Below are 18531 nucleotides of genomic sequence, written 5' to 3'. Positions count from 1 at the left end.
GTAGAATCCTGGTAGGAAGATAGACGAAGAAGAGGGGTCATCCCATGCGTTACCGTGTTTTGATTGAACAAGATGAAGACGGCACGTTTGTGGGTGAAGTCCCATCTCTGCCCGGGTGCGTTTCACAAGGGAAGACGCGGAACGAGCTATTGGACAACGTCCGGGAGGCGATTGAGGGCTATATCGAAAGTCTGGAAGCCCACGGTGAGCCCGTCCCGCCCTCGATTTCGGAGGAAGTCATCGAGATATCGCCGTGAGTCCCCTGCCCGTCGTCTCCGGGCGGAAAACCGATACTTGAACTTTCCCGGCCCTACGCCGCTGGGCGCAGCCACCGCCGCGTCCAGTGGCCCGCCAGGCCCGCGCCGATCAGCGCCAGGCCGGCCATCCATACCTGTACGTCCACCCAGAAGGCCAGGAACAGGCAGGCCGCCAATCCGCCCGCGGCCCAGAAGCGCGGGTAGAGGCGTTCCTCCGCGGGCAGCCGAAGCGCCGCCAGGTTGTTGATCGCGTAGTACACCAGCACCGTAAACGCGCTGAAGGACCACGTGGTCTTCACGTCGCCCAGGAACGCGAGCGCGGCAATGGCGATGCCCACGGCCCACACGGATGCCGCCGGGGCGCCGGAGTCCGCGCCGATGGTCGCCAGGAAGCGGGGCGCATCCCCCCGCCGCGCCATCGCCAGCAGCACGCGCGAGAGCCCCAGGATGAGATTCAGCAGCACGCCCAGCATGGCCGTCACCGCGCCCAGGCCCACTATCCACGCAACCCAGGCCCCGGCGTAGGCGTCCGCCACCGCTTCCAGCGGCGCCGCGGCGCGCACCTCGGTCAGGGTCCCGAGCGCGCCCGCGCCCGCCGCCGCGACGGCCGCCAGGGCCAGGCCGATATAGAGCAGCGCCGAAATCACGAGCGTGATGATGATCGCGCGCGGGATGGTGTGCCTCGGATTGTGCACCTCCTCGCCCAGCGTCGCGATGCGCCCGTAGCCCGTGAAGGCCACGAACATCAGCGCGGTCGCCTGCAGGAAGGTCCCGGCCCCGTCTTCCCCTCCAAAGAAGGGCGTCAGATTCGCGCCGCCCTGGCGCACGCCCGCCGGCAGCACGCCCAGGATAAACGCGAGCAGCGCGCCGATGGTAAAGAGGACAATCGCCGTGTTCGCGGTATTCGAGCGCCGGATACCGCCCGCCACCAGCGCCGTCAGCACGATCACCGCCGCCAGCGCGAGGCCCACCAAGGCGCCGTGCGTCTCCACGCCCAGCGCGTGCAGCGTGTAGCCCGCAAAGCCCAGCGCCGCGGTCGCCGCCGAGGCCGTCTTCGCGCAAAGGAACATCCAGCCCGCCGTGAAGCCCGCCGCGGGGTGGAGCAGCCGGTAGCCGTACTCATAGGCCCCGCCGCTGACCGGGTGCGCCGCCGCCAGCTGGGCGCTGTTCAGCGCGTTGCACGTGGCCACCAGCGCGGCGAGCGCGGTCGCCAGGATCACCGAGGGGCCCGTGATGCCCGCCGCGATGCCGATCGACACAAACGCGCCGGTGCCCAGGATGGATCCCAGCCCCATCAATACCGCGCCGGGCGTGCCCAACTCGCGGCGGAGACCCGGCTGTTGGTTCGTTGTCTGTTCCATACAAATACCTACCTCGATTTGTTGGATTTCAATGGCTTCGCCGCAAGAGCCGCGCGTCCGCCGACCACGGCCCCGCCCCGACCCAGAGCAGGAAAAGCGCCCCCATCAGCATCGCGAAATCGGTCCGCGATTCGTGGGCCATGCTCCAGAAGCCATACTCCGAAAGCTGGCGCACCTTGAAGCCCAGGAAATCGCGGCCCAGCAGTATCGGGATCTTCGTGGTCGCAATCGCTGTAAGCATAATTGCGACTATCGGAATCGCGGCCAGGCGCGTGAGCAGCCCCGCAAGCAGCAGCGCGCCGCAAAGCACCTCGAACCCGCCGACCATCGGCGCAATCCACGCGGCGGACTCGTACCCCATGCGCTCGAAACGGCCCGCGCCGAGCGATTCGGGATACATGAACTTCTGGAGTCCCTCGGACAGGAACACCGCGCCGACGGAGAGCCGTATCAGCACGGCGGCGGCCGGGGCTTCGGATCGCATCAGCGTGGACAACAGTTTGTCATTCATCTTCACATCCTTTCTCGGGATCAAGTTCTGAATCGCCCCCACGAACTTCCCCCACCAGCTCGGCCATCTGCCGCCGGACCACCCGGAGCACCTCCGCGCCCACCGCGGTCAGGCGGTATTCCCGGATGGCCCGCGGGCCCTTCCCGCGCACCTCGACCGATAGCCAGCCGTATTCCGCCATGCGGTTCAGCAGGGGGTAGAGCGTGCCGGGGCTCGCGTCGTAGCCATGGTGGCGCAATTCCTTGAGCATCCAATTGCCGACAATCGGCTGCTCGGCGGCATGGTGCAGGATATGCACCTTCCAGAAGGCGAGGAGGATCTCCCGGTTGAGTATCTTGTCGTCGTAGTCGGTCATTACGATAACTGTAAACGATTATCGACTAGCGTTGCAAGGGGTCAGGGAAATCAGAGCGTAAGACCATGAAGGAGCGATACGTTATTTGGAGTCTTCGGACTCTATGCCTTCACTACTGCCCCTGCCGTCTCTGCCGTCCCTGCCGTCCCTGGGGTTGCGCCTGGTAGCCTACGCCCGGATCCCCAGCAGCTCCCGCGCCGCCGCCCACACCGCCTCGACCTCCGGCCACGGCGTCCCTTGAAGCACCCGCGTGCGCGGGCCGATGGGGCGCCACACCGCCGGGTCCGTTGGGCCGAAGATCGACACGGCCGGACAACCCGCCACGGAGGCCAGGTGGCCGATGCCGCTGTCGTTACCGACGAAGAGCCGCGCGCGGGCGAGCACGCCGGCCAGCGCGGTCAGGGACATTTCTTGAAGCGCGGGTTGCGGCGGCGGCGCGAGGCTTTCCTCGGCGGGCCCGAGACACCACGCGTAGGTGAGTCCCGCATCGCCCAACCGATCCGCGAGGGCGCGGAACCGGTCCAGCGGCCAGTTTTTTTTCGGATCGCCGCTCCCGGGATGGAGGACGACGTCCGGTGCGCAATGGGCCCGCGGAAATTCAAGCTGAAATGGCAGTTCAATCTCCACGCCGAGGCAATCCGCGTACCACGGCGCCGCGTGCCGCGCCCACTCCGCCGGGGGAATGCCCGGGAAACACTGCGCCTCCCCAATGCCCGCCGCGCGCAGCCCCCGCGCCAGGGCGCCGTCCTCATCCTTCATCCACACCACCGCACGCGCGAATGGGGCGCAGAACGCGCGCAGCCGGTCCGATGGCATACGGAAAGCCGTGTGGAAATCGGCGCGATCCAGGTCGTGGGCGGCGTCCGCGATGCCCGCCGCCACGGCCAGAGCCGCGCGCTCCGGGATGCCGGCAATCTCCAGCGGGCCATTCGCTCGGAGGCGCGCCAGGGCGGGCAGCGCGCAGATGAAATCGCCCACGCCCCCGGTGTGTATGACCAGCGTTTTCCCGCTCATCGATCATCTGGTGCGGGAGCAAGGGCGTACACCACCACCCGCGATTCCGGGTAGCTTTCGAACGTCTTCAGCCGCCGCAGGCCCGGGTGTTCCGCCGCCGGATCCAGCAGCGGGCGCAGCCCGGGAACCATCGCGGCCGTATAGCGCTCATCCACCACCACATAGGCCGCGCCGGCCGCGCGCGCGCGATCCAGGGCCTCCGCGAGCGAATCGTCCGGCGCGGGGCCGGTGGAGGGCATGCCCGCGTAAAAGCCCACCTGCGGCTTGCGTGTGAAGATCAGGCCCGGCGTCAGGTTCGCGGCCATCCACAACCCTGCCTCCTTGTATTCCCGGGGTTCGCGGGGGCGCCGCCCGAGGTGTTCCGACCCCACGGTGATGGCCGCGTGTCCCAGGAAAAACAGAATCACCGCAACCAGCGGCAAGCGCGCCAGCCACGCCGGACGGGCGCGCCACGCGCGGATCTGGCCCGCCGCCAGGTGCATTCCGCAGGCGGACCACATCGAGAGCACGATCAGCGGCGCCATGAGGTAACGCGGCGCGGGGGAGAGTACAAACAGGCTCAGGCCCCATTGCGCCGCCGCGAAAAACAGCACCGTGGCTTCGAGGCGCGGATCCCGCGCCCGATCCCGCGCCTGAAAGAACCCCACGCCCAGGAAGAGGAAGAGCAGGGGCCCCAGCATGACGGGAATGACATCGCTGAACGTCTCCACCGCCGTCTGCACAAAGCGCTGGTACGCGAACTCCTCCACGATGAACCCGGCGCGGTAGTTCGCCGTCGTCTGGCCCGTCAGCGCGCGCACGTAGAATGTGTTTGCAATCACGAGCAACGCCGCCAGTCCTGCGAAGGCCGCGAAACGGCGCCAGGCCCGCCTCTCACGCCATCCGCAGAGGACGGGCAGCGCCCCGGCGGTCGCCAGCAGCACGAAAAGCCCCTCCGGGCGCGTCAGCGACAGCGCGAAGAAGCACGCCGCCGCGCCGGCCACCGCCGCGCCGCCCCGGCGCATGCCCCGCGCGAAGAGCCAGACCCCGCCGGTCCACAGCAGCACCGCCGTCGCCTCCGTGGAGACCCGCGATGCGTAGTCTATCAGCCACGGCCACAGCGCGAAGATCAGGCCCGCGATCCGCGCCGGCGCCGTTCCGTGCAGGTCCCGCGCCAGCAGGTACACGGGAATGACGGTCAATACCGACGCGACCAACGAGACCGCACGGCAGGCCTGTTCCATATCGGCGAACACCAGGCTCGCAAAAGCCCCCAGCAGCGGGTAGAAGATAGGGATCTTCGGGTCGTAGCCGAAGAAGTCCCCAGACGCCAGACGCGCCGCCGTCTCCACATAGTGAATCGCATCCGCCGAGTCCAGCACGCGCGGCATCGCGAGGAGAAACAGCAGCCGGCATGCGGCGGCCAGCCCCACCAGCGCGAGGAGATCGCGCCAGGGGCCGCTTTGGTTTAACGTCGAGTTCACGCCGAGATGCTACGCCAGCCTCCGGCGCCCGCGCAAGCCCCGATCCGCGAGGCTGGGCGGGATTCCGGCGGGACGGCGCGCCAGCGGGACTTCGGTCGATCTTCCGAGTCTGGGAGGTTATACTGGTCGAGACGCACGGCGGGCGTCGAACGTGGATTGCCGGCCAAGGGCGTAAGTCGGCAGGCGGTAGGTGCGGACATCCGCATTTCTGGGGCAAGCCCCGGGGAGCAACTCATGTATCACGAAACAGGTTACGAAAGCCGGTCTTATCTGACGAAAGACGACGTCGACCATCTCAATCTGCTCTCTCTGGCGCACGTTGTCCTGGGCGTATTGGGCGTCGTTGTGTCCGGGTTTGTGTTGCTCTACGTCCTGCTGGGCGTCGCAATGCTGCTCGGGCCGGTCGAAGTCCAGGGCGCGCCGCCCGTTATCGGATTGGGGTTCATCGCAATTGGCGTTGTCGGATTTTTCTTCGGCGCGCTTCCGTCGGTGGCGTTGATCCTATCGGGGCGGTGCCTGAAACGTCGGACCGGGTATACCTTCAGCTTCATTGTTGCGTGCGTGTCCTGCATCCATGTACCCCTTGGCACGGCGTTGGGAATCTGCACCATTCTGGTTCTCGTGCGCCCGAGCGTGAAGGCGGCTTATGGTCGACCGTAGGCCTGACGCGGCGATATTGCTTGCCTTTTGCGGGCGGGGCGCGTTAGGATTGGGACAGTAGTTTATGCGCCAGGAGACAGTCATGGACGAACGGTCGGACAATACCGAGCGGCTTCTCGAGGAGATCAGCATCCAGCTCCGCCACATCAAGTGGGTGATGGTTGCGGGGCTCACGATCCTCGTGATCCTGCTGCTCGCCGTAATTGGCCTCGTCTTTTTCCCCGTCCTGGCCGGCATGTTCATTGTCGCCTTTCTGGTGGTGGGGCCCGCCGCCTATCTCTACTACCTGTTTGTTGCGACGGTGCAATACCGGGAAGCCCGGCTACGCGAACGGGAGCCCGCGGACGAGAACTCGCTCCTCACGCGCACCGCGCGGTAGGTCGCGGGCGCGGCGCTCAGCCAATCCGGCTCGCCTTTTCCCCTTGCCACAGATCCGCGTTCTTGCCCATAGCGCGCTTGAGCGGGCCGGAGATTTCGTTTAGCTGGGCGATGGCCGCCGGACCCAGGTTCAACAAGGCCGCGCGCAGATTGCGCTGCACCTGTTCGGGGGAGCGCGCTCCGACGATAGCGGACGTAACACCAGGCTGCGCCAGGACCCAGCACACACTGACAGTCGCCAGCGGCACCCCGATGGCGTCCGAGAAGGACCGGAGCGCGGTGACCGTTTCCAGCAGCAACGTTTCGTGGCCCGGCTCGCCGTGCCGGACGCCTTCGCGGCGCCCGCTGAAGTGGCGGGTTCGCCGCCGGGCCACGGGCAGGGCTTCCACCGAGTCCCAGCGGTGCGCGAGCAGCCCCTGCATGAGCGGCATATACGCGAGCACGCCGAGCTGGTGGGCGCGGCAGGACGGGATCACATCGAATTCCGCCGCGCGGCTGATCAGGTTGTAGCCGATCTGGTTCGCGTCGGCCACGCCATGAAAGAACCAGTCCTCCATGTCTTCCGGACCGAAATTCGAGAGGCCGATGAAGCGGATCTTGCCCTCGTTTTGTAGCGCGCGGAGCGTCTCACATGCGGATATCACATCCGGGGGATCCGGCACGGGCCGCCCCTGCAAGTCCAGCACGGGCCGGTTCCGAAAGGGCCAGTGCACCTGGTAGAGGTCAATATAATCGGTGCCCAACCGGCGCAGGCTGGCCTCGCACGACGCGCGCAGGCGCGCGGGCGCGCAGTTCTGCGGGAGCACCTTGCTCGCGATGAGCACGCGCTTGCGGTCCGCGCCGAGCGCCTGTCCGAGCAGGCGCTCCGACTCGCCGTTGCCGTAGACCTCGGCCGTGTCGAACAGATTAATCCCGCCGTCTATCGCCGCGCGAACCGCCTCTCCGGGCCGGATCGGGGGGGAGCTCCCCCAATACCCCGGATCCCCCAACTGCCAGGCGCCAAAAGACAGTACGGACACCTTGAGATTACTTACCCCCAGTTTCCGGTACTGCATGCGTCAATCCCTCAAGAAATAACAAGCCATTATCTAAGTATTCTAGTAAAAAGTGAATTCAAGTGGCAAATACCGCGCCGTTCCCGCCGCGGAAACCCGCCCGCGGTTCACCGGAGCACCCGGCGGCGCGCCTGGTTGTAGGCGACCCAGAAGCGCCGGACCGACCGTTCGTCGTCCGGTGAGAGCGGCCTCGGCGAATAGGCCGACTGCACGTAGAGCCGTGTCAACTCCCGCGCCTCGGCCTTGAGCTTGCGAAGCGGCGCGGGAAACGCGCCGATGAATTCGTAGGGCGTCTGGCCGGCTTCGCGAGGAACCCCGAGATCGTAGGCCAGCGCGCAGAGCGCCTCGTACGCGTACGCCACGTGATCGGCGGGGGACATGGCCGTGCGGTCCGCGCTCCCGAGCGAGTTCTCGTAGTGCGCGCAGGTCGCGATGCCCCGGTCGATACGCGGCGTCCCGCGAAGGTTCGGCAGGCTGGGGAGGTGCGTCAGCGCGGTGAGGGCGCGTTCGAGCCAATCGAAGAAGCGCCCCACGACGCCGGGGAAGCGGTGGCGATGCCGGGCCATCCAGGCCGCGCCCGCCGCCGCGCGGTTCAGCGCCAGGTAGGCGCCGAAGAGCCCGAACAGGATCAGGACGCCATTCCCAACCAACTCGACGGCGCGGGAGGCCTCCAGCAGCTCCATCGGCCGCGCGGCGGGCGCCGCCAGCGCGAAGGTGGAGCCCCGGGACCAGAAATCGGTCTGGTGCTCTCCCACCGCCGCCATGGGCGGCAGATCGGGCCCCGGGAGGCGCGCGGCCGCCACGAGCACCATGACCGCCATGACGACGCCGAGCCCGAGCCAGAAATAGCCCATCGGGGCCGGCATGGCGATCATGCGCGCGCGAAAATACTGCCGGATACCGCCCAGGCTCGTGAGCAGGAGCAGGAGGAGCGCCGCGAGCGTGTAGATGCCGGCATAGAAGTGCCCCGCGGCAACCCAACCGGGACCGCCCTGCTGCACCACGCGAATGCCGAGTGTGAAGACGAGCATTACGGGTACGGAAAAGTACAGGATCGAGATGCCCGGGTGCTTGTCGGAAAGGCGTTGCGAGAAGTCCAGGTTGTATTTGGGCGCGGGCTTCGTCCGGGGTTTATACCCTTCCGCCGGGTCGAACGGTTCCAGCACGTTCATCGGCATGAAGGCCTTGCCTTGCTCCCGGGCGAACTCGGCGTGACTGGCGCTCGCGTACAGGCCCGCGGGGTCGTCGTCCGCGTTTTGCGACCGCATGCGCCGCTGGAACTTTCGCGCGGCGCCCGTAAGAATTCCCACGTCGCCCGCCGTTTTGTTCTCGTCGACGCAGCACTCGTGCGTCAGCCGGTTCACCACCCACCAGATCAGGACCACGATCGCCACATTAAACGCCGTGGCGATCCAGGGGGCGTCGTTCATGAAGTTCCGCGCGACGGAGCTGCTGTTTTCGTAGAACGTGGAGATCGAGAGGGTGTAAAGCCCCATGCTTCCGCCAAAGATGATCGGGTAGAGAAAACCTTCCGGGCTGTTGTCCCGCGCCAGCAGCCGGTTCGACGCCACAATCCCCACCAGGAAGAAGAACGCCACCCAGCGAAGCGATATGTCGTTCACCTCGGTGTAAATAAATCGCACATCCAGGAGGAAGAAGAGGACCGTGTAACACATTACGAAGATCAACAGCGGCGTGAGGCCGTCGATCAGCATGTCCGTCGCGGTGCGCGGCGGCGTCCGGGTGACGGGATTGGCGTCCCGGGCCGTGAGCGATCGGAAATCCGTCGGCGCTCCGCCCGGGTCCGGCTCGTTCGCCTCCGGCTCGGGGTCCTGCGCGCGCATCAGCGAGTGGAAATCGGTCGATGCCAGGGAAGGCCGCCTACCCGATTTTTGCAGGCGATATTTCATGCAGGCTCCGCTCGTGTTCGATGTGGAACACGGGAATGTTGTGTGGCGCCAGAAAGGCGGCCGCCTCCAGGTAGGCGGGCTGATCCATGATGAGAAACACGGTCACCTGGAAACCCGCCAGCTTGATCGCGCCCAGCGCAAGCGCCATCCGGTCCGTAATGATCGGGGCGACCACCATCAACGTGGCGTCCCGCGGCAGCCGGTGGTACTGGCTCATGACCAGGCCCATCCCATCCAGCCCGTCCGTCGGCAGCACCCGCGCGAGGTTCTCGATGATCCGCTGCGCCTGGAACGGGCTCCGGATCGTCTCAACGCAGAGCGGGCTAATCCGCGTGCCTTCCCGCTCGCCCGCCACCTCCGCGTCGACTTCCTGGCGGCTCAGCGTCTCGCGCTCCGCCACGTCGTATTCCGCTGCTTCCGCCGCATCCCGCGCGTTCGTAATCATCCCCACCTGCTCCCCGGACAGCTGCAGCAGGTACGCGATAGAGGCCGCCGTCGTGATTGCCAGCTCCATCCGCTCCTCCTTCCGGTCGGGCTTGTAGCTGTCTCCGTGCAGATCCAGCACAAGTGTGCCGCCGATCACGCTTGACGGTTCGTGCGTCTTCACGTGCAGCGTCCCGGTGCGCGCCGTCGCCTTCCAGTGTATCGTGTTCAACGGATCCCCGGGCTGGTACTCGCGGATATTGCTGATCCGGGTCGGGTCCACGTAGATGCGGTTCGAGAGCCGCACCGGGCCCTGCGGGCGCCTGGTCGCAATGTTGAACGTTTCGATGTAGGCCACGGTCGGCAGCACGGCCACGTAATCCTGCCGGACGCCGGTCCGAAATCGCCGCTGTAATCCGAAGAGATCCCCCGACTCCATCAGCAGGGGGCCGATCCGGTGGTAGCCCCGGCGCGGGCAGCGCAGCCGGTACTCCAGCGTGACCGAGCGGCCCGGCATCAGGAAGGCCAGCCGCTTGTTCTGGCCCGAGCGCGGAAAATCCAGGGGGTGGTAGTCCTCCAGAAAGATCCAGGGGATGGGCCAGCCGCGCCGGTTCTCCACGTGGACCCGAACCGTCACTTCCTCGCCCTGCATGACCGTGTCCCGCGACAGCACCCGTGTGCAGTCCAGGCCCGACAGCCAGGCCAGCGACGACACGTGCGCGAGCGCCACGAGCAACAGAAAGGCGTAGACCGCAAAGGCCATGTAGGGGCTTTGCAGCACAAACGCCAGGCTGAGCGCGCCAGCGGCGGCAAGAAACCAGATCAGGTTCTTCATCACCCCGTACTATAGCATGATCCGCACGGCATGCAGAACCGTAATCCCGTAATGCTCCGGCAGGCTGGGAGGGCTAGAAAAGCAATTGTTGCGTATCGTCGTCGCTGTCGTCCTTCTCTTTCGCCGTTGTGGCCTTGCGCGGTGTCCGGGGCTTTTCCGCGGATTCCGTCGAAGGCGTGTCCGGCGTGGGGGATGCGGGCGCGGGCGCAGGTGTTGGCGCAGGTGTTGGCGTCGGCGTCGGCGTCGGCGTGGGGGATGCGGGCGTGGGCGCGGGTGGGGGAGTTGGCGCCGGCGCGGGCGCTGGTTCTGGCGCGGCGGCCACCGGCGACCGGTCGGTTGGGCCGTCACCGGGCGCGGGCAGCGCCTCGGGCGACTCTCCCCGGGCCAGTGCGGCGATGTCCTCGCGCAGCATGGGCTCTGTCGTGCGCCACGCCTTGCCCACCTTGAAGCCGCGCAGCCGCTTCTCGCGAAACATCTCACGAACCGTAATAGCCTTTACCTGGAGGATATCGGCGACATCGTTGACAGTGAGGATTTTTTCCATGCGGATGGGGCCCTATCTATGCGGTTTGAATTTCCGTGCGGCCATGCGCCGTTCCGATTATACAAAAACAGGCAAATACGGACAAGAAACTGTGTCAGCCAATCCCTGAAAGGGCGCCGAAGTGGTTCAATCCACCCCGTCCGCCATGACCGTACCCCGACCGCTTGCCCACCTAAAAGACTTTCAGGATTGGCTTTAGACACCCCCGCGTTCTTTCCGCGCTGTTCCGGGTCTTTCCGAAACAGATTGCACTTTCGGGCCGGAGCGATTACAATGTCTTAGGGTTTACCAGGAGGTATACAAATATGACGAAGAAATATCTGGCTATTGCGGCTCTGTTGTGTCTGGTTCTATTCGTGGGGGCGGTCTGCCTTGATATGGATACCGTTCAGGCGCAAAGCAACGAATTCGCGTCGAAGACGGGGTTGGGAAATAAGGAGTTTGATAAGCAGAAGCTTCCGGGCAAGCTGGAGGTTAGCCTGGGGGTGGGCTCCATATTCGTGATGATCGCGGTCCTGAAATACTTGTGACGCGCCGGGACGCCAGAATTCGGGGAAGGGGGCGCGAGTTGCGCCCAGGGAAGACGAGTGGGAGCGAATTCTTGTGAAGCAGCGTATCCTGGTGCTGGATGACGAGGCGAGCATTCTCGAACTCTTGAAGCAACATCTGGAGGAGGAGGGGTATGAATGCGAATCGTTCACTTCCGCGCCGTCAGCCCTGGTTGAACTCAAGTCGAACCGCTACGATCTGATCATTACCGATCTGAAAATGCCGGAAATACACGGCATTGAGGTTGTTGTGCGGGCCAAGGAACTCGATCCCGAGGTGGCGGTGATCGTGGTGACCGCGCTGATGGAAGTCACCAACGCCATCGAGGCGATGCGGGCCGGGGCCGACGACTATTTGCTGAAGCCCTTCAATCTCTCGGAAATCTCGCTGGCCGTCGAAAAGGCGCTGGACCGGCGGCGCCTCCTGATCGAAAACCGGGCCTACAAGCGCGAGCTCGAATCCCGCGTCAAGGAGGCCACGGCCGACCTGGAGCGGACGAACCGCGAGCTGCGGTCAACCCAGGAGTACCTCGAAAGCCTGCTCCACAGCACGGTCGACGCCATCTTGACCATCGATGCGCAGGCGCGCATATCCTTCGCGAACGAAGGCACGGTGCACATGTTCGGGTACAGCCGCGACGCCCTGCACGACATGACGTTCGCCCAGTTGTTGCATGGCGGGCCGGACGAGATCGCGTATATCAACCGCATGTTGCGGCACGATAAGCCGCTCCAGAATTACGAGACCGAGATCTCGCACCGGAGCGGCGCACTCGTTCCGGTGAACATGTCCCTGTCCCAGGTACACAGCCCAGACCGGGACTCCCTGTCCACCCTGGCGATCTGCAAGGACATCACCCAGCAAAAGCGGCTGGAGAACGAGCTCAAGGAGATGTCCATCAAGGACAGCCTCACCTGCCTCTATAACCAGCGCTACTTCTACGACCGGCTCGACGCGGAAATCGAGCGCGCCACGCGCCAGGGCCATCCGCTGTCGCTGCTCCTCTTCGATATTGACAAGTTCAAGCCGTATAATGACTGCCACGGGCACCTCGAAGGCGACAAGGTCCTGCGGACGGCGGGCGAAGTGGTGCTCGAATGCACCCGTGAGCACGTTGATATCGGCTTCCGTTACGGGGGCGACGAGTTCACCGTTATCCTCCCCGAAGCGGACGAGCGGCAGGGCTATGTGATCGCCGAGCGTATCAGGCAGTCGTTCGAGTCCAAGCGCTTCGACCGCCTGACCCTCAGTATCGGCCTGATGGAGTACAAGCAGGGCAGCACGCTCCGCTCCTTCATTCGCTTCGCGGACGCCATGATGTATGACGCCAAACGATCCGGCGGTAACCGGGTCTTCGTGTACCGGCCGGAAGAGACGGTCGAAAGCGAAGCCGCGGCCGCCGAATAACCGGAAAGCCTTCATAGTGAAATTTGGAATTTGCAGCGAGATCTTCAAGGATTGGAACGACATTGCCCGCACGGTTAATTTCGTTAAGGAAGCCGGCTACGACGGGCTTGAGGTCGCGCCCTTCACCTTTGCGCCCTATGTGACCGAAATTTCCAGCGCGACCCGCGCCGAAATCGTCAAGCGCGCCGCCGAGGCCGAACTCGATATTCTCGGCATCCACTGGGTCTTCGTCGGCCCCGAAGGCGTACACCTGACCCATCCCGACCCCGCCGTGCGCGCGTTCACCGCCGATTACCTCAAGGCCCTGGTCAACTTCTGCGGCGACATCGGCGGCGAGGTCATCATTTTTGGATCGCCCAAGCAGCGCAACGTCGAGGAAGGCGTCTCCTACGACGAGGCCTTCGGCTACGCCCTCGGCACGTTCGAGGCCGCCATGCCCGTTTGCGAGGAGCGCGGCGTCACGATCTGCCTGGAGCCGCTTACGCATCTGGAAACCAATTTCCTCCAGAGCGCGGCCGAGACGGTTACGCTGATCGACGCCGTCAATCACCCGAACTTCCAACTGATTCTCGATACGAAGGCCATGGCCTTCGAGAAGGACGATCGCGCCACGGTCATCCGCCGTTACAAAGACAAGCTCCGGCATTACCACGCCAACGACGAGAACCTCCACGGCCCCGGCTTTGGCGAGATCGACTTCGCGCCGATCTTCGCGGCCCTGAAGGACATCGATTTCCAGCACTACGTGTCGGTCGAAGTGTTCAACTTCGAGCCGGGGCCGGAGACCATCGCCCGCAAGAGCCTCGAGTACATGAAGCAGTTCGTCTAACCGCGCCTTCCCGATTTCCGATTCCTCTGTAACCCGGGCTCCGCGCCGCATCAACGCGCGCCGCAAAGGCCCTTTCCCCCGCAGGTGGCTATGGCAATTCCCAACGAACCCGATCCGTTTACGATCTTCCACGCCTGGCTCGACGAGGCCATGCAGTGCGACGCCCTGAGCGAGCCGACCGCCATGGTGCTCTCCACGGTCGACCAGGAGAACATCCCCGACTCCCGCGTGGTGCTCTACAAGGGCATTGAGGACGGCGGCTTCGTCTTCTTCACCAACCTGACCAGCGCCAAGGCCGTGGAGCTATCCCACAACCCCTACGCCGCCCTGTGCTTTTACTGGATGCCCCTCGACAAGCAAATCCGTATCCGCGGGCATGTCGAGCCGGTTTCCGACGCCCTCGCCGACGCCTACTTCGCCGATCGCCCCAAGCAAAGCCAGATTGGCGCGTGGGCCTCGAAACAGTCGACCGTTTACACCGAGCGCTTCGAATTCGAGCGCCGGATCGCGAAGTACGGCGCGAAATACGCCATCGGAAAAGTGCCCCGGCCTGATTTCTGGTCCGGATTCCGCGTTGTGCCCAGCGCCATCGAGTTCTGGCTGAAGCAGCCCTACCGGCTTCACGATCGCCTGCGCTATCTGCGCGAGGACGGCGGCTGGCGCCGGGAACGCCTCTACCCCTGAACCGTGGCGGACGCGGGTCGGGGGCTTGCAAACGGCGCGGAATCGCAGTAGACTGGCGTCTGGCGGAACGAACGGTAGGTAGATTCGGGAGGTGAATATGGCCGTACCAGCAGCGCAGCAGCCCAACGAAGCCGAGGTCCGGCTGCTCAACAGCGCCCTGACGCTGTTCAGCGAAAAAGGTTACGAGGCCACGAAGATCCGCGAGATCATCGAAGGCGCGGGCGTTACGCGGCCCGTATTGTACTATTACTTTGAAAACAAGGAAGATCTATTCCGGCGCGTTTTCGAGACCATGTTCAGCCAGCTCATTTCCCGCATCGAGGAAGCCAGCCAGCGGCAGGGGACCTGTGTCGAGCGCCTGAAGGCGATCATCTCCGCGGCCTTCGCCCTCGCCGAGGAGAACACCCAGCTCGTGCGCCTTATCCTGCAGGCGCTCTTCGCCCCGCCGCACCAGGGGCCGCCTCTCGATCGCAACAAGCTCATCCGGCAGCGCTTCAAGGCCGTCGAACACGTCATCAAAGACGGCCTGGCGAACCAGGAACTTTCGGGCGGCGACAGCCAGTCCCTGACGCTCGTGTTCCTCGGCCTGATGGACATGCACATGATGGCCAAGTTCCACCGGACCGAAACGCGCCTTTCCCCGGAGCTCGCCACCGCCCTGGTCGACCTGTTCCTGGCGGGCGCCCGCTATCGTGAGGTCCCCGAGACCCACCTGGCGAGCCCCTTCATCTTCTGATCCGGATGGCCGGGAGAAGCGGCCGCGCCGCGGTTTGCGGGGCAATCGCATCCAGACTTCCAGTTCGAGCCGGGCGCCATACGATACACCCGCAAGGGTAGCACTTTAGCCGAACCAAGCACGGTGGCCAAACCAAAGCGACTTGCTGAATAAAGGTACGTGCAACTATGGAGCGCCGGCGGCCCGCCGGCAGATTGCGCCGCCGGCGCAAGACAGCGTTCTGGAAATGCCACCGTTACATCAGATGCCGCGAGACGTCGGAGGATTCCGGCATCGTGTTCTGGCGCCTTCGGCGCCTTGCCGGCGAGCCGCCGGCGCTCCATACACACCGGCTCCAAATCGACTCAGGCTTGCGACCATACTGAGATGCGATTGCCCTGCCGCGCATTGCCGCTTCGGGCGCCGGCCTGCCATACTCGTGGCATGGCTTCGTGTCCCAACAAGCGACTGTATCTCTCCTGCCTCTACCTCGGCGCGCTGTTTCTTGTCGCCGGAACCCTCTATTACGCGCTCCAGGCCTTTTCCGGCGTTGTGGTGCTGCAACGCGGGGGCGCCGAGCAGTTGGCCTTCCGCCCCGCCGCGGGCGGGCTCACCCTGGGCCTCGCCCAGCGCAATGTGCCGCCCGAGCTGTTGATGTTCGACAATCCCCGCGTCGCGCGGGTGTTGCGGCAGGACCAACAGTACGACGGCCTCGTGCTGCCCTTTGCCCTGCGGCTGGAGAGCGCCGAGATCATCGAAGAGAAGGCGCCGAATCACCTGATCCGCATCGAGACCCCCGACGGCGCGCGCACGGAACCGATCGCGCCCGGCGCCACCATTGGCCTCGATGGCGACGTCCTGAAGATCGCGTTTATCGGGCCGTGGCAGGGCCTGATCCGGCGTCCGGGCGGCGCGCCGCATGTGGCGGTCCGAATCGGCGCGGACTCCCCGGGCGGGGGGGATGTCCTGCTCCTCGAAGCGGGCGGCTGGCGCGCCGTGCGCGACGATCTCGCCGTGCATTTCACGTGGGGCGAGGCCGGCGGCGCGCGGCCCGATGCGCTGGACGAGATTGACGCCGCGCGCTGGGGCGTTCGCGACGGCCCGGCGGTGCAGTGGCTGGAGAGTTTCATCCCGGGAACCGGCCTGCGCCTGCGCGACGGGCGCACCGTAACCCTGCGCGCCGATCGCCGCGACGCGGGCCACATCCTCCTGCGTGTGACGGACGGCGCGGAAAACGTCGAGGAGGTCGCGGTACGCGCCAATGATCGCGGCGACGCCGATGAAATGCTGCTTGACGACCCCGCAGCGGTCGGGCGGGTCCTGCTGATTCACACGGCGCGCGAGGATCGCGTCCACGGCAGGTTGATCGTGGGGGATCAACCCGCCATGGATCGCGATTTGGCGACCGGCGAAACCTGGGAACTCCCGCCGGATGGCCTGCCGGTCCAGGTGGCGCAGGCCATGCCCGCCGCTGTGGCCGTGGCGGGCGACGCCGTCAGCGCGGCCTACGCTCGTTTCGGGGAGCGAGACATCGCGCTGCACGAGGGCCTGCTGGAGACGATCGGCGGGGTCCGCGTTCAGTACCAGCGCGAGCAACCCCCACCCGATGCGCGTTACCGCATCGCGGCGATCCTGCCCGACGGGTCCGAGTACGCCAACGTTACCCTGGAACCCGGCGTCCGCGCCCGCGTGGATGGCTGGGTGCTCGGGTTGGCCGAGGAGAATCCCTTCGCGCCCAACGGCATCGCCGTCGCGGTGGAGCGCCGCCCCGGCGGCCCCGCGCAGATCGCGGGGCTCGCCCTCTTCATCGGCGGGAGCTTCGGGCTGGTAGTCGCGCGCTTTCGCCGGCGCGCGGATTAGACGCGCTTGTATCCCGCGCCGCGCTGTGTTTCAATACGGGCAAACCACCGGAGATTACGCCTTATGCCCTCGAAGTATCTTGCCTCGTTGTTTTTCCTCTTGATTGCCAGCGGAACTCCGGCGGATGACGGTCTCGTGGCGCACTGGCCCCTCGCCGTGGATGCGCGGGACGCCGCCGGCCAGGGGCTCCACGCCACGGCGCACGGGGTCATTTTCGAGGGCGACAACGGGGCACTATTCGACGGGCGCGCATCGTATCTGGAAGTTCCCCACAGCGACGCCCTGAATCCGGGGGCGTCCGACTTCACGATCAGCCTGTGGCTGCACACCGAGGCCGTTCTGGACGACACCCTGGGCGATCTCGTCACCAAGTTCGACCCCGCCGCGCGCAGGGGCCTGAACCTGGGCATCATGAACTACCACGGCGTCGTGTGCGCGCAATCGAATTACCGCAATGTGTTCTTCGGGATCGACGATGGCGCGGCGCCGCGGGGCTGGGAGGATTGCGGGCGCCCCGGCAACGCCGTGTATCCGATGGCGCTCTGCGTGTTCGAGGGCGATCTGTACGCGGGCACGTTTGAGTTTGCGAAGGACGAGGCGGGGCATGTCTACCGCTACAAAGGGGACGGGGCGTGGGAAGACTGCGGCGTGCCCTATCCGAGCAACGCCGTGTCCGCGCTGGCGGTCCACAACGGCGAATTGTACGCCGCCGCGTCGCACTACCGATCCGGCGGCTCCGCGCTGGGCGACGCGGGCAACGAGCTTCCCGGCGGTCGCGTCTACCGCTACAAGGGCGGGATGGAATGGGAAGATTGCGGGAAGCTCGGCGACATCGAGGCCATCTACGGGCTGGCGTCGTTCAACGGCCACCTTTATGCGTCGTCGTTGTATGCTCCCGCCGGCCTCTTCCGCTATGAGGGCGGCACGCAGTGGACCGATCTCGGGAACCCCGGCGGCCGCGTCGAGGCGCTCGGCGTGCACAACGGCCACCTCTACGGCACCGGCTTCGACCTGGGCTATTCCGGCGTCTACCGCTTCGACAACCCCGGCTGGACCGACTGCGGCACGCCGCGCGACACGACCCAGACCTACTCCTTCATGCAGCACCAGGGCGAGCTCTTCGTCGGCACCTGGCCCATCGGCAATGTGTTCGTGCTCCGCGCCCCCGGCGACTGGGACGACCGCGGCCCGCTCGGCGAGGAGAAGGAGAGCATGGGGATGGCGGTGTACAACGGCAAGCTCTACGCCGGCACGCTCCCGCTCGCGCACGTCTACCGCTATGACGGCGGACAGACCTGGACCGACACGGGGCGCCTCGATACCACGCCGGACGTCCAGTACCGCCGCGCCTGGAGCATGGCGGTGCATGACGGGAAACTGTACTGCGGCGTGCTGCCGTCCGGCCGCGTACTCCGCTACGAGACCGGCGCCTGCATCAGTCACGACCACGAACTGCCGCCCGGCTGGGTCCACCTCGCCGCGCAACGTAAGGGCGATACGCTGGCCCTCTACCTCAACGGCCAGAAGACCAACGAGCGCACCGGCGCCGCGATCGACATTGACAACGAAGCGCCGCTCAAGATAGGTCTCGGCCAGCACGACTACTTCAACGGGCGTATGAAGGATGTGCGGATCTACGGGCGCGCGCTGGACGAGGCGCAGATTGCGAAGCTGGCGGGAAAATGATGCTATGGATTCCGTTCGATCGGCCCGAACTGTCA

19 protein-coding genes are annotated in these 18531 nt (G+C 65.6%); 10 read left to right on the top strand and 9 right to left on the bottom strand.

What is annotated here, in order from left to right:
* Positions 1-44 precede the first annotated feature (44 nt).
* Positions 45-257, top strand: a complete 213-nt coding sequence (locus KF886_02365; GenBank protein MBX3176181.1) for a type II toxin-antitoxin system HicB family antitoxin — start codon at positions 45-47, stop codon at positions 255-257.
* Between the two features lie 53 nt (positions 258-310).
* On the opposite strand, the gene KF886_02360 is transcribed toward KF886_02365, so the two are convergent.
* The 5 genes from KF886_02360 to KF886_02340 form a co-directional block, all read right to left on the bottom strand.
* Positions 311-1618, bottom strand: a complete 1308-nt coding sequence (locus KF886_02360; protein MBX3176180.1) for an amino acid permease — start codon at positions 1616-1618, stop codon at positions 311-313.
* Between the two features lie 28 nt (positions 1619-1646).
* Positions 1647-2102: a DoxX family protein gene (locus KF886_02355; GenBank protein MBX3176179.1), complete on the bottom strand. Its 456-nt coding sequence runs from the start codon at positions 2100-2102 to the stop codon at positions 1647-1649.
* Positions 2103-2121: 19 nt separating this feature from the next.
* Positions 2122-2484, bottom strand: a complete 363-nt coding sequence (locus tag KF886_02350) for a helix-turn-helix transcriptional regulator (GenBank protein ID MBX3176178.1) — start codon at positions 2482-2484, stop codon at positions 2122-2124.
* A gap of 168 nt (positions 2485-2652) precedes the next feature.
* On the bottom strand, positions 2653-3498 hold the full coding sequence (locus tag KF886_02345) for a glycosyltransferase family 9 protein (GenBank protein MBX3176177.1): 846 nt from the start codon (positions 3496-3498) through the stop codon (positions 2653-2655).
* Positions 3495-4961 carry a glycosyltransferase family 39 protein gene (locus KF886_02340; protein ID MBX3176176.1) on the bottom strand — a complete coding sequence of 489 codons (1467 nt, stop codon included), beginning with the start codon at positions 4959-4961 and terminating at the stop codon, positions 3495-3497. Before KF886_02340 ends, KF886_02345 begins: the two co-directional genes overlap by 4 nt.
* 234 nt (positions 4962-5195) lie before the next feature.
* Between KF886_02340 and KF886_02335 the strand changes: the two genes are divergently transcribed.
* Both KF886_02335 and KF886_02330 read left to right on the top strand, forming a co-directional pair.
* Entirely contained in the window at positions 5196-5621 is a 426-nt protein-coding gene (locus KF886_02335; protein MBX3176175.1) for a hypothetical protein, read from the top strand.
* A gap of 82 nt (positions 5622-5703) precedes the next feature.
* The gene (locus KF886_02330) at positions 5704-6000 is read left to right on the top strand and encodes a hypothetical protein (protein ID MBX3176174.1); all 297 of its coding nucleotides are present in this window, start codon (positions 5704-5706) and stop codon (positions 5998-6000) included.
* A gap of 16 nt (positions 6001-6016) precedes the next feature.
* Here the strand turns inward: KF886_02330 and KF886_02325 are convergent, their stop codons facing one another.
* The 4 genes from KF886_02325 to KF886_02310 form a co-directional block, all read right to left on the bottom strand.
* Positions 6017-7054, bottom strand: a complete 1038-nt coding sequence (locus tag KF886_02325; GenBank protein MBX3176173.1) for an aldo/keto reductase — start codon at positions 7052-7054, stop codon at positions 6017-6019.
* Positions 7055-7161: 107 nt separating this feature from the next.
* Entirely contained in the window at positions 7162-8964 is a 1803-nt protein-coding gene (locus KF886_02320) for a DUF4129 domain-containing protein (protein ID MBX3176172.1), read from the bottom strand.
* Positions 8936-10222: a DUF58 domain-containing protein gene (locus KF886_02315; GenBank protein ID MBX3176171.1), complete on the bottom strand. Its 1287-nt coding sequence runs from the start codon at positions 10220-10222 to the stop codon at positions 8936-8938. Before KF886_02315 ends, KF886_02320 begins: the two co-directional genes overlap by 29 nt.
* Before the next feature lie 73 nt (positions 10223-10295).
* Positions 10296-10766 (bottom strand): helix-turn-helix domain-containing protein, encoded by a 471-nt coding sequence (locus KF886_02310; protein MBX3176170.1) that lies wholly within the window; start codon positions 10764-10766, stop codon positions 10296-10298.
* 305 nt (positions 10767-11071) lie between these two features.
* Between KF886_02310 and KF886_02305 the strand changes: the two genes are divergently transcribed.
* The 7 genes from KF886_02305 to KF886_02275 all read left to right on the top strand — a co-directional run bounded on the left by KF886_02305 (position 11072) and on the right by KF886_02275 (position 18496).
* Positions 11072-11296: a hypothetical protein gene (locus KF886_02305; protein MBX3176169.1), complete on the top strand. Its 225-nt coding sequence runs from the start codon at positions 11072-11074 to the stop codon at positions 11294-11296.
* 73 nt (positions 11297-11369) lie between these two features.
* Positions 11370-12722 (top strand): diguanylate cyclase, encoded by a 1353-nt coding sequence (locus KF886_02300; GenBank protein MBX3176168.1) that lies wholly within the window; start codon positions 11370-11372, stop codon positions 12720-12722.
* A complete protein-coding gene (locus KF886_02295) occupies positions 12637-13551 on the top strand; it encodes a sugar phosphate isomerase/epimerase (GenBank protein MBX3176167.1) in 915 nt (304 codons plus the stop codon). Before KF886_02300 ends, KF886_02295 begins: the two co-directional genes overlap by 86 nt.
* Before the next feature lie 90 nt (positions 13552-13641).
* On the top strand, positions 13642-14235 hold the full coding sequence (gene pdxH, locus KF886_02290; GenBank protein MBX3176166.1) for a pyridoxamine 5'-phosphate oxidase: 594 nt from the start codon (positions 13642-13644) through the stop codon (positions 14233-14235).
* Positions 14236-14332: 97 nt separating this feature from the next.
* On the top strand, positions 14333-14971 hold the full coding sequence (locus tag KF886_02285; protein MBX3176165.1) for a TetR/AcrR family transcriptional regulator: 639 nt from the start codon (positions 14333-14335) through the stop codon (positions 14969-14971).
* 423 nt (positions 14972-15394) lie between these two features.
* Complete coding sequence (locus KF886_02280; GenBank protein MBX3176164.1) at positions 15395-16810, top strand: hypothetical protein; 1416 nt, start codon at positions 15395-15397, stop codon at positions 16808-16810.
* 63 nt (positions 16811-16873) lie between these two features.
* Positions 16874-18496, top strand: coding sequence for a LamG domain-containing protein (locus KF886_02275; protein ID MBX3176163.1), 1623 nt, complete (start codon positions 16874-16876; stop codon positions 18494-18496).
* The last annotated feature ends 35 nt before the right edge of the window (positions 18497-18531 follow it).

It is taken from the genome of Candidatus Hydrogenedentota bacterium, from assembly GCA_019637335.1.
Lineage (GTDB): Bacteria > Hydrogenedentota > Hydrogenedentia > Hydrogenedentales > JAEUWI01 > JAEUWI01.
Note: the sequence above shows the minus strand (reverse complement) of the source record. Positions and strands in the feature narration are given on the sequence as shown.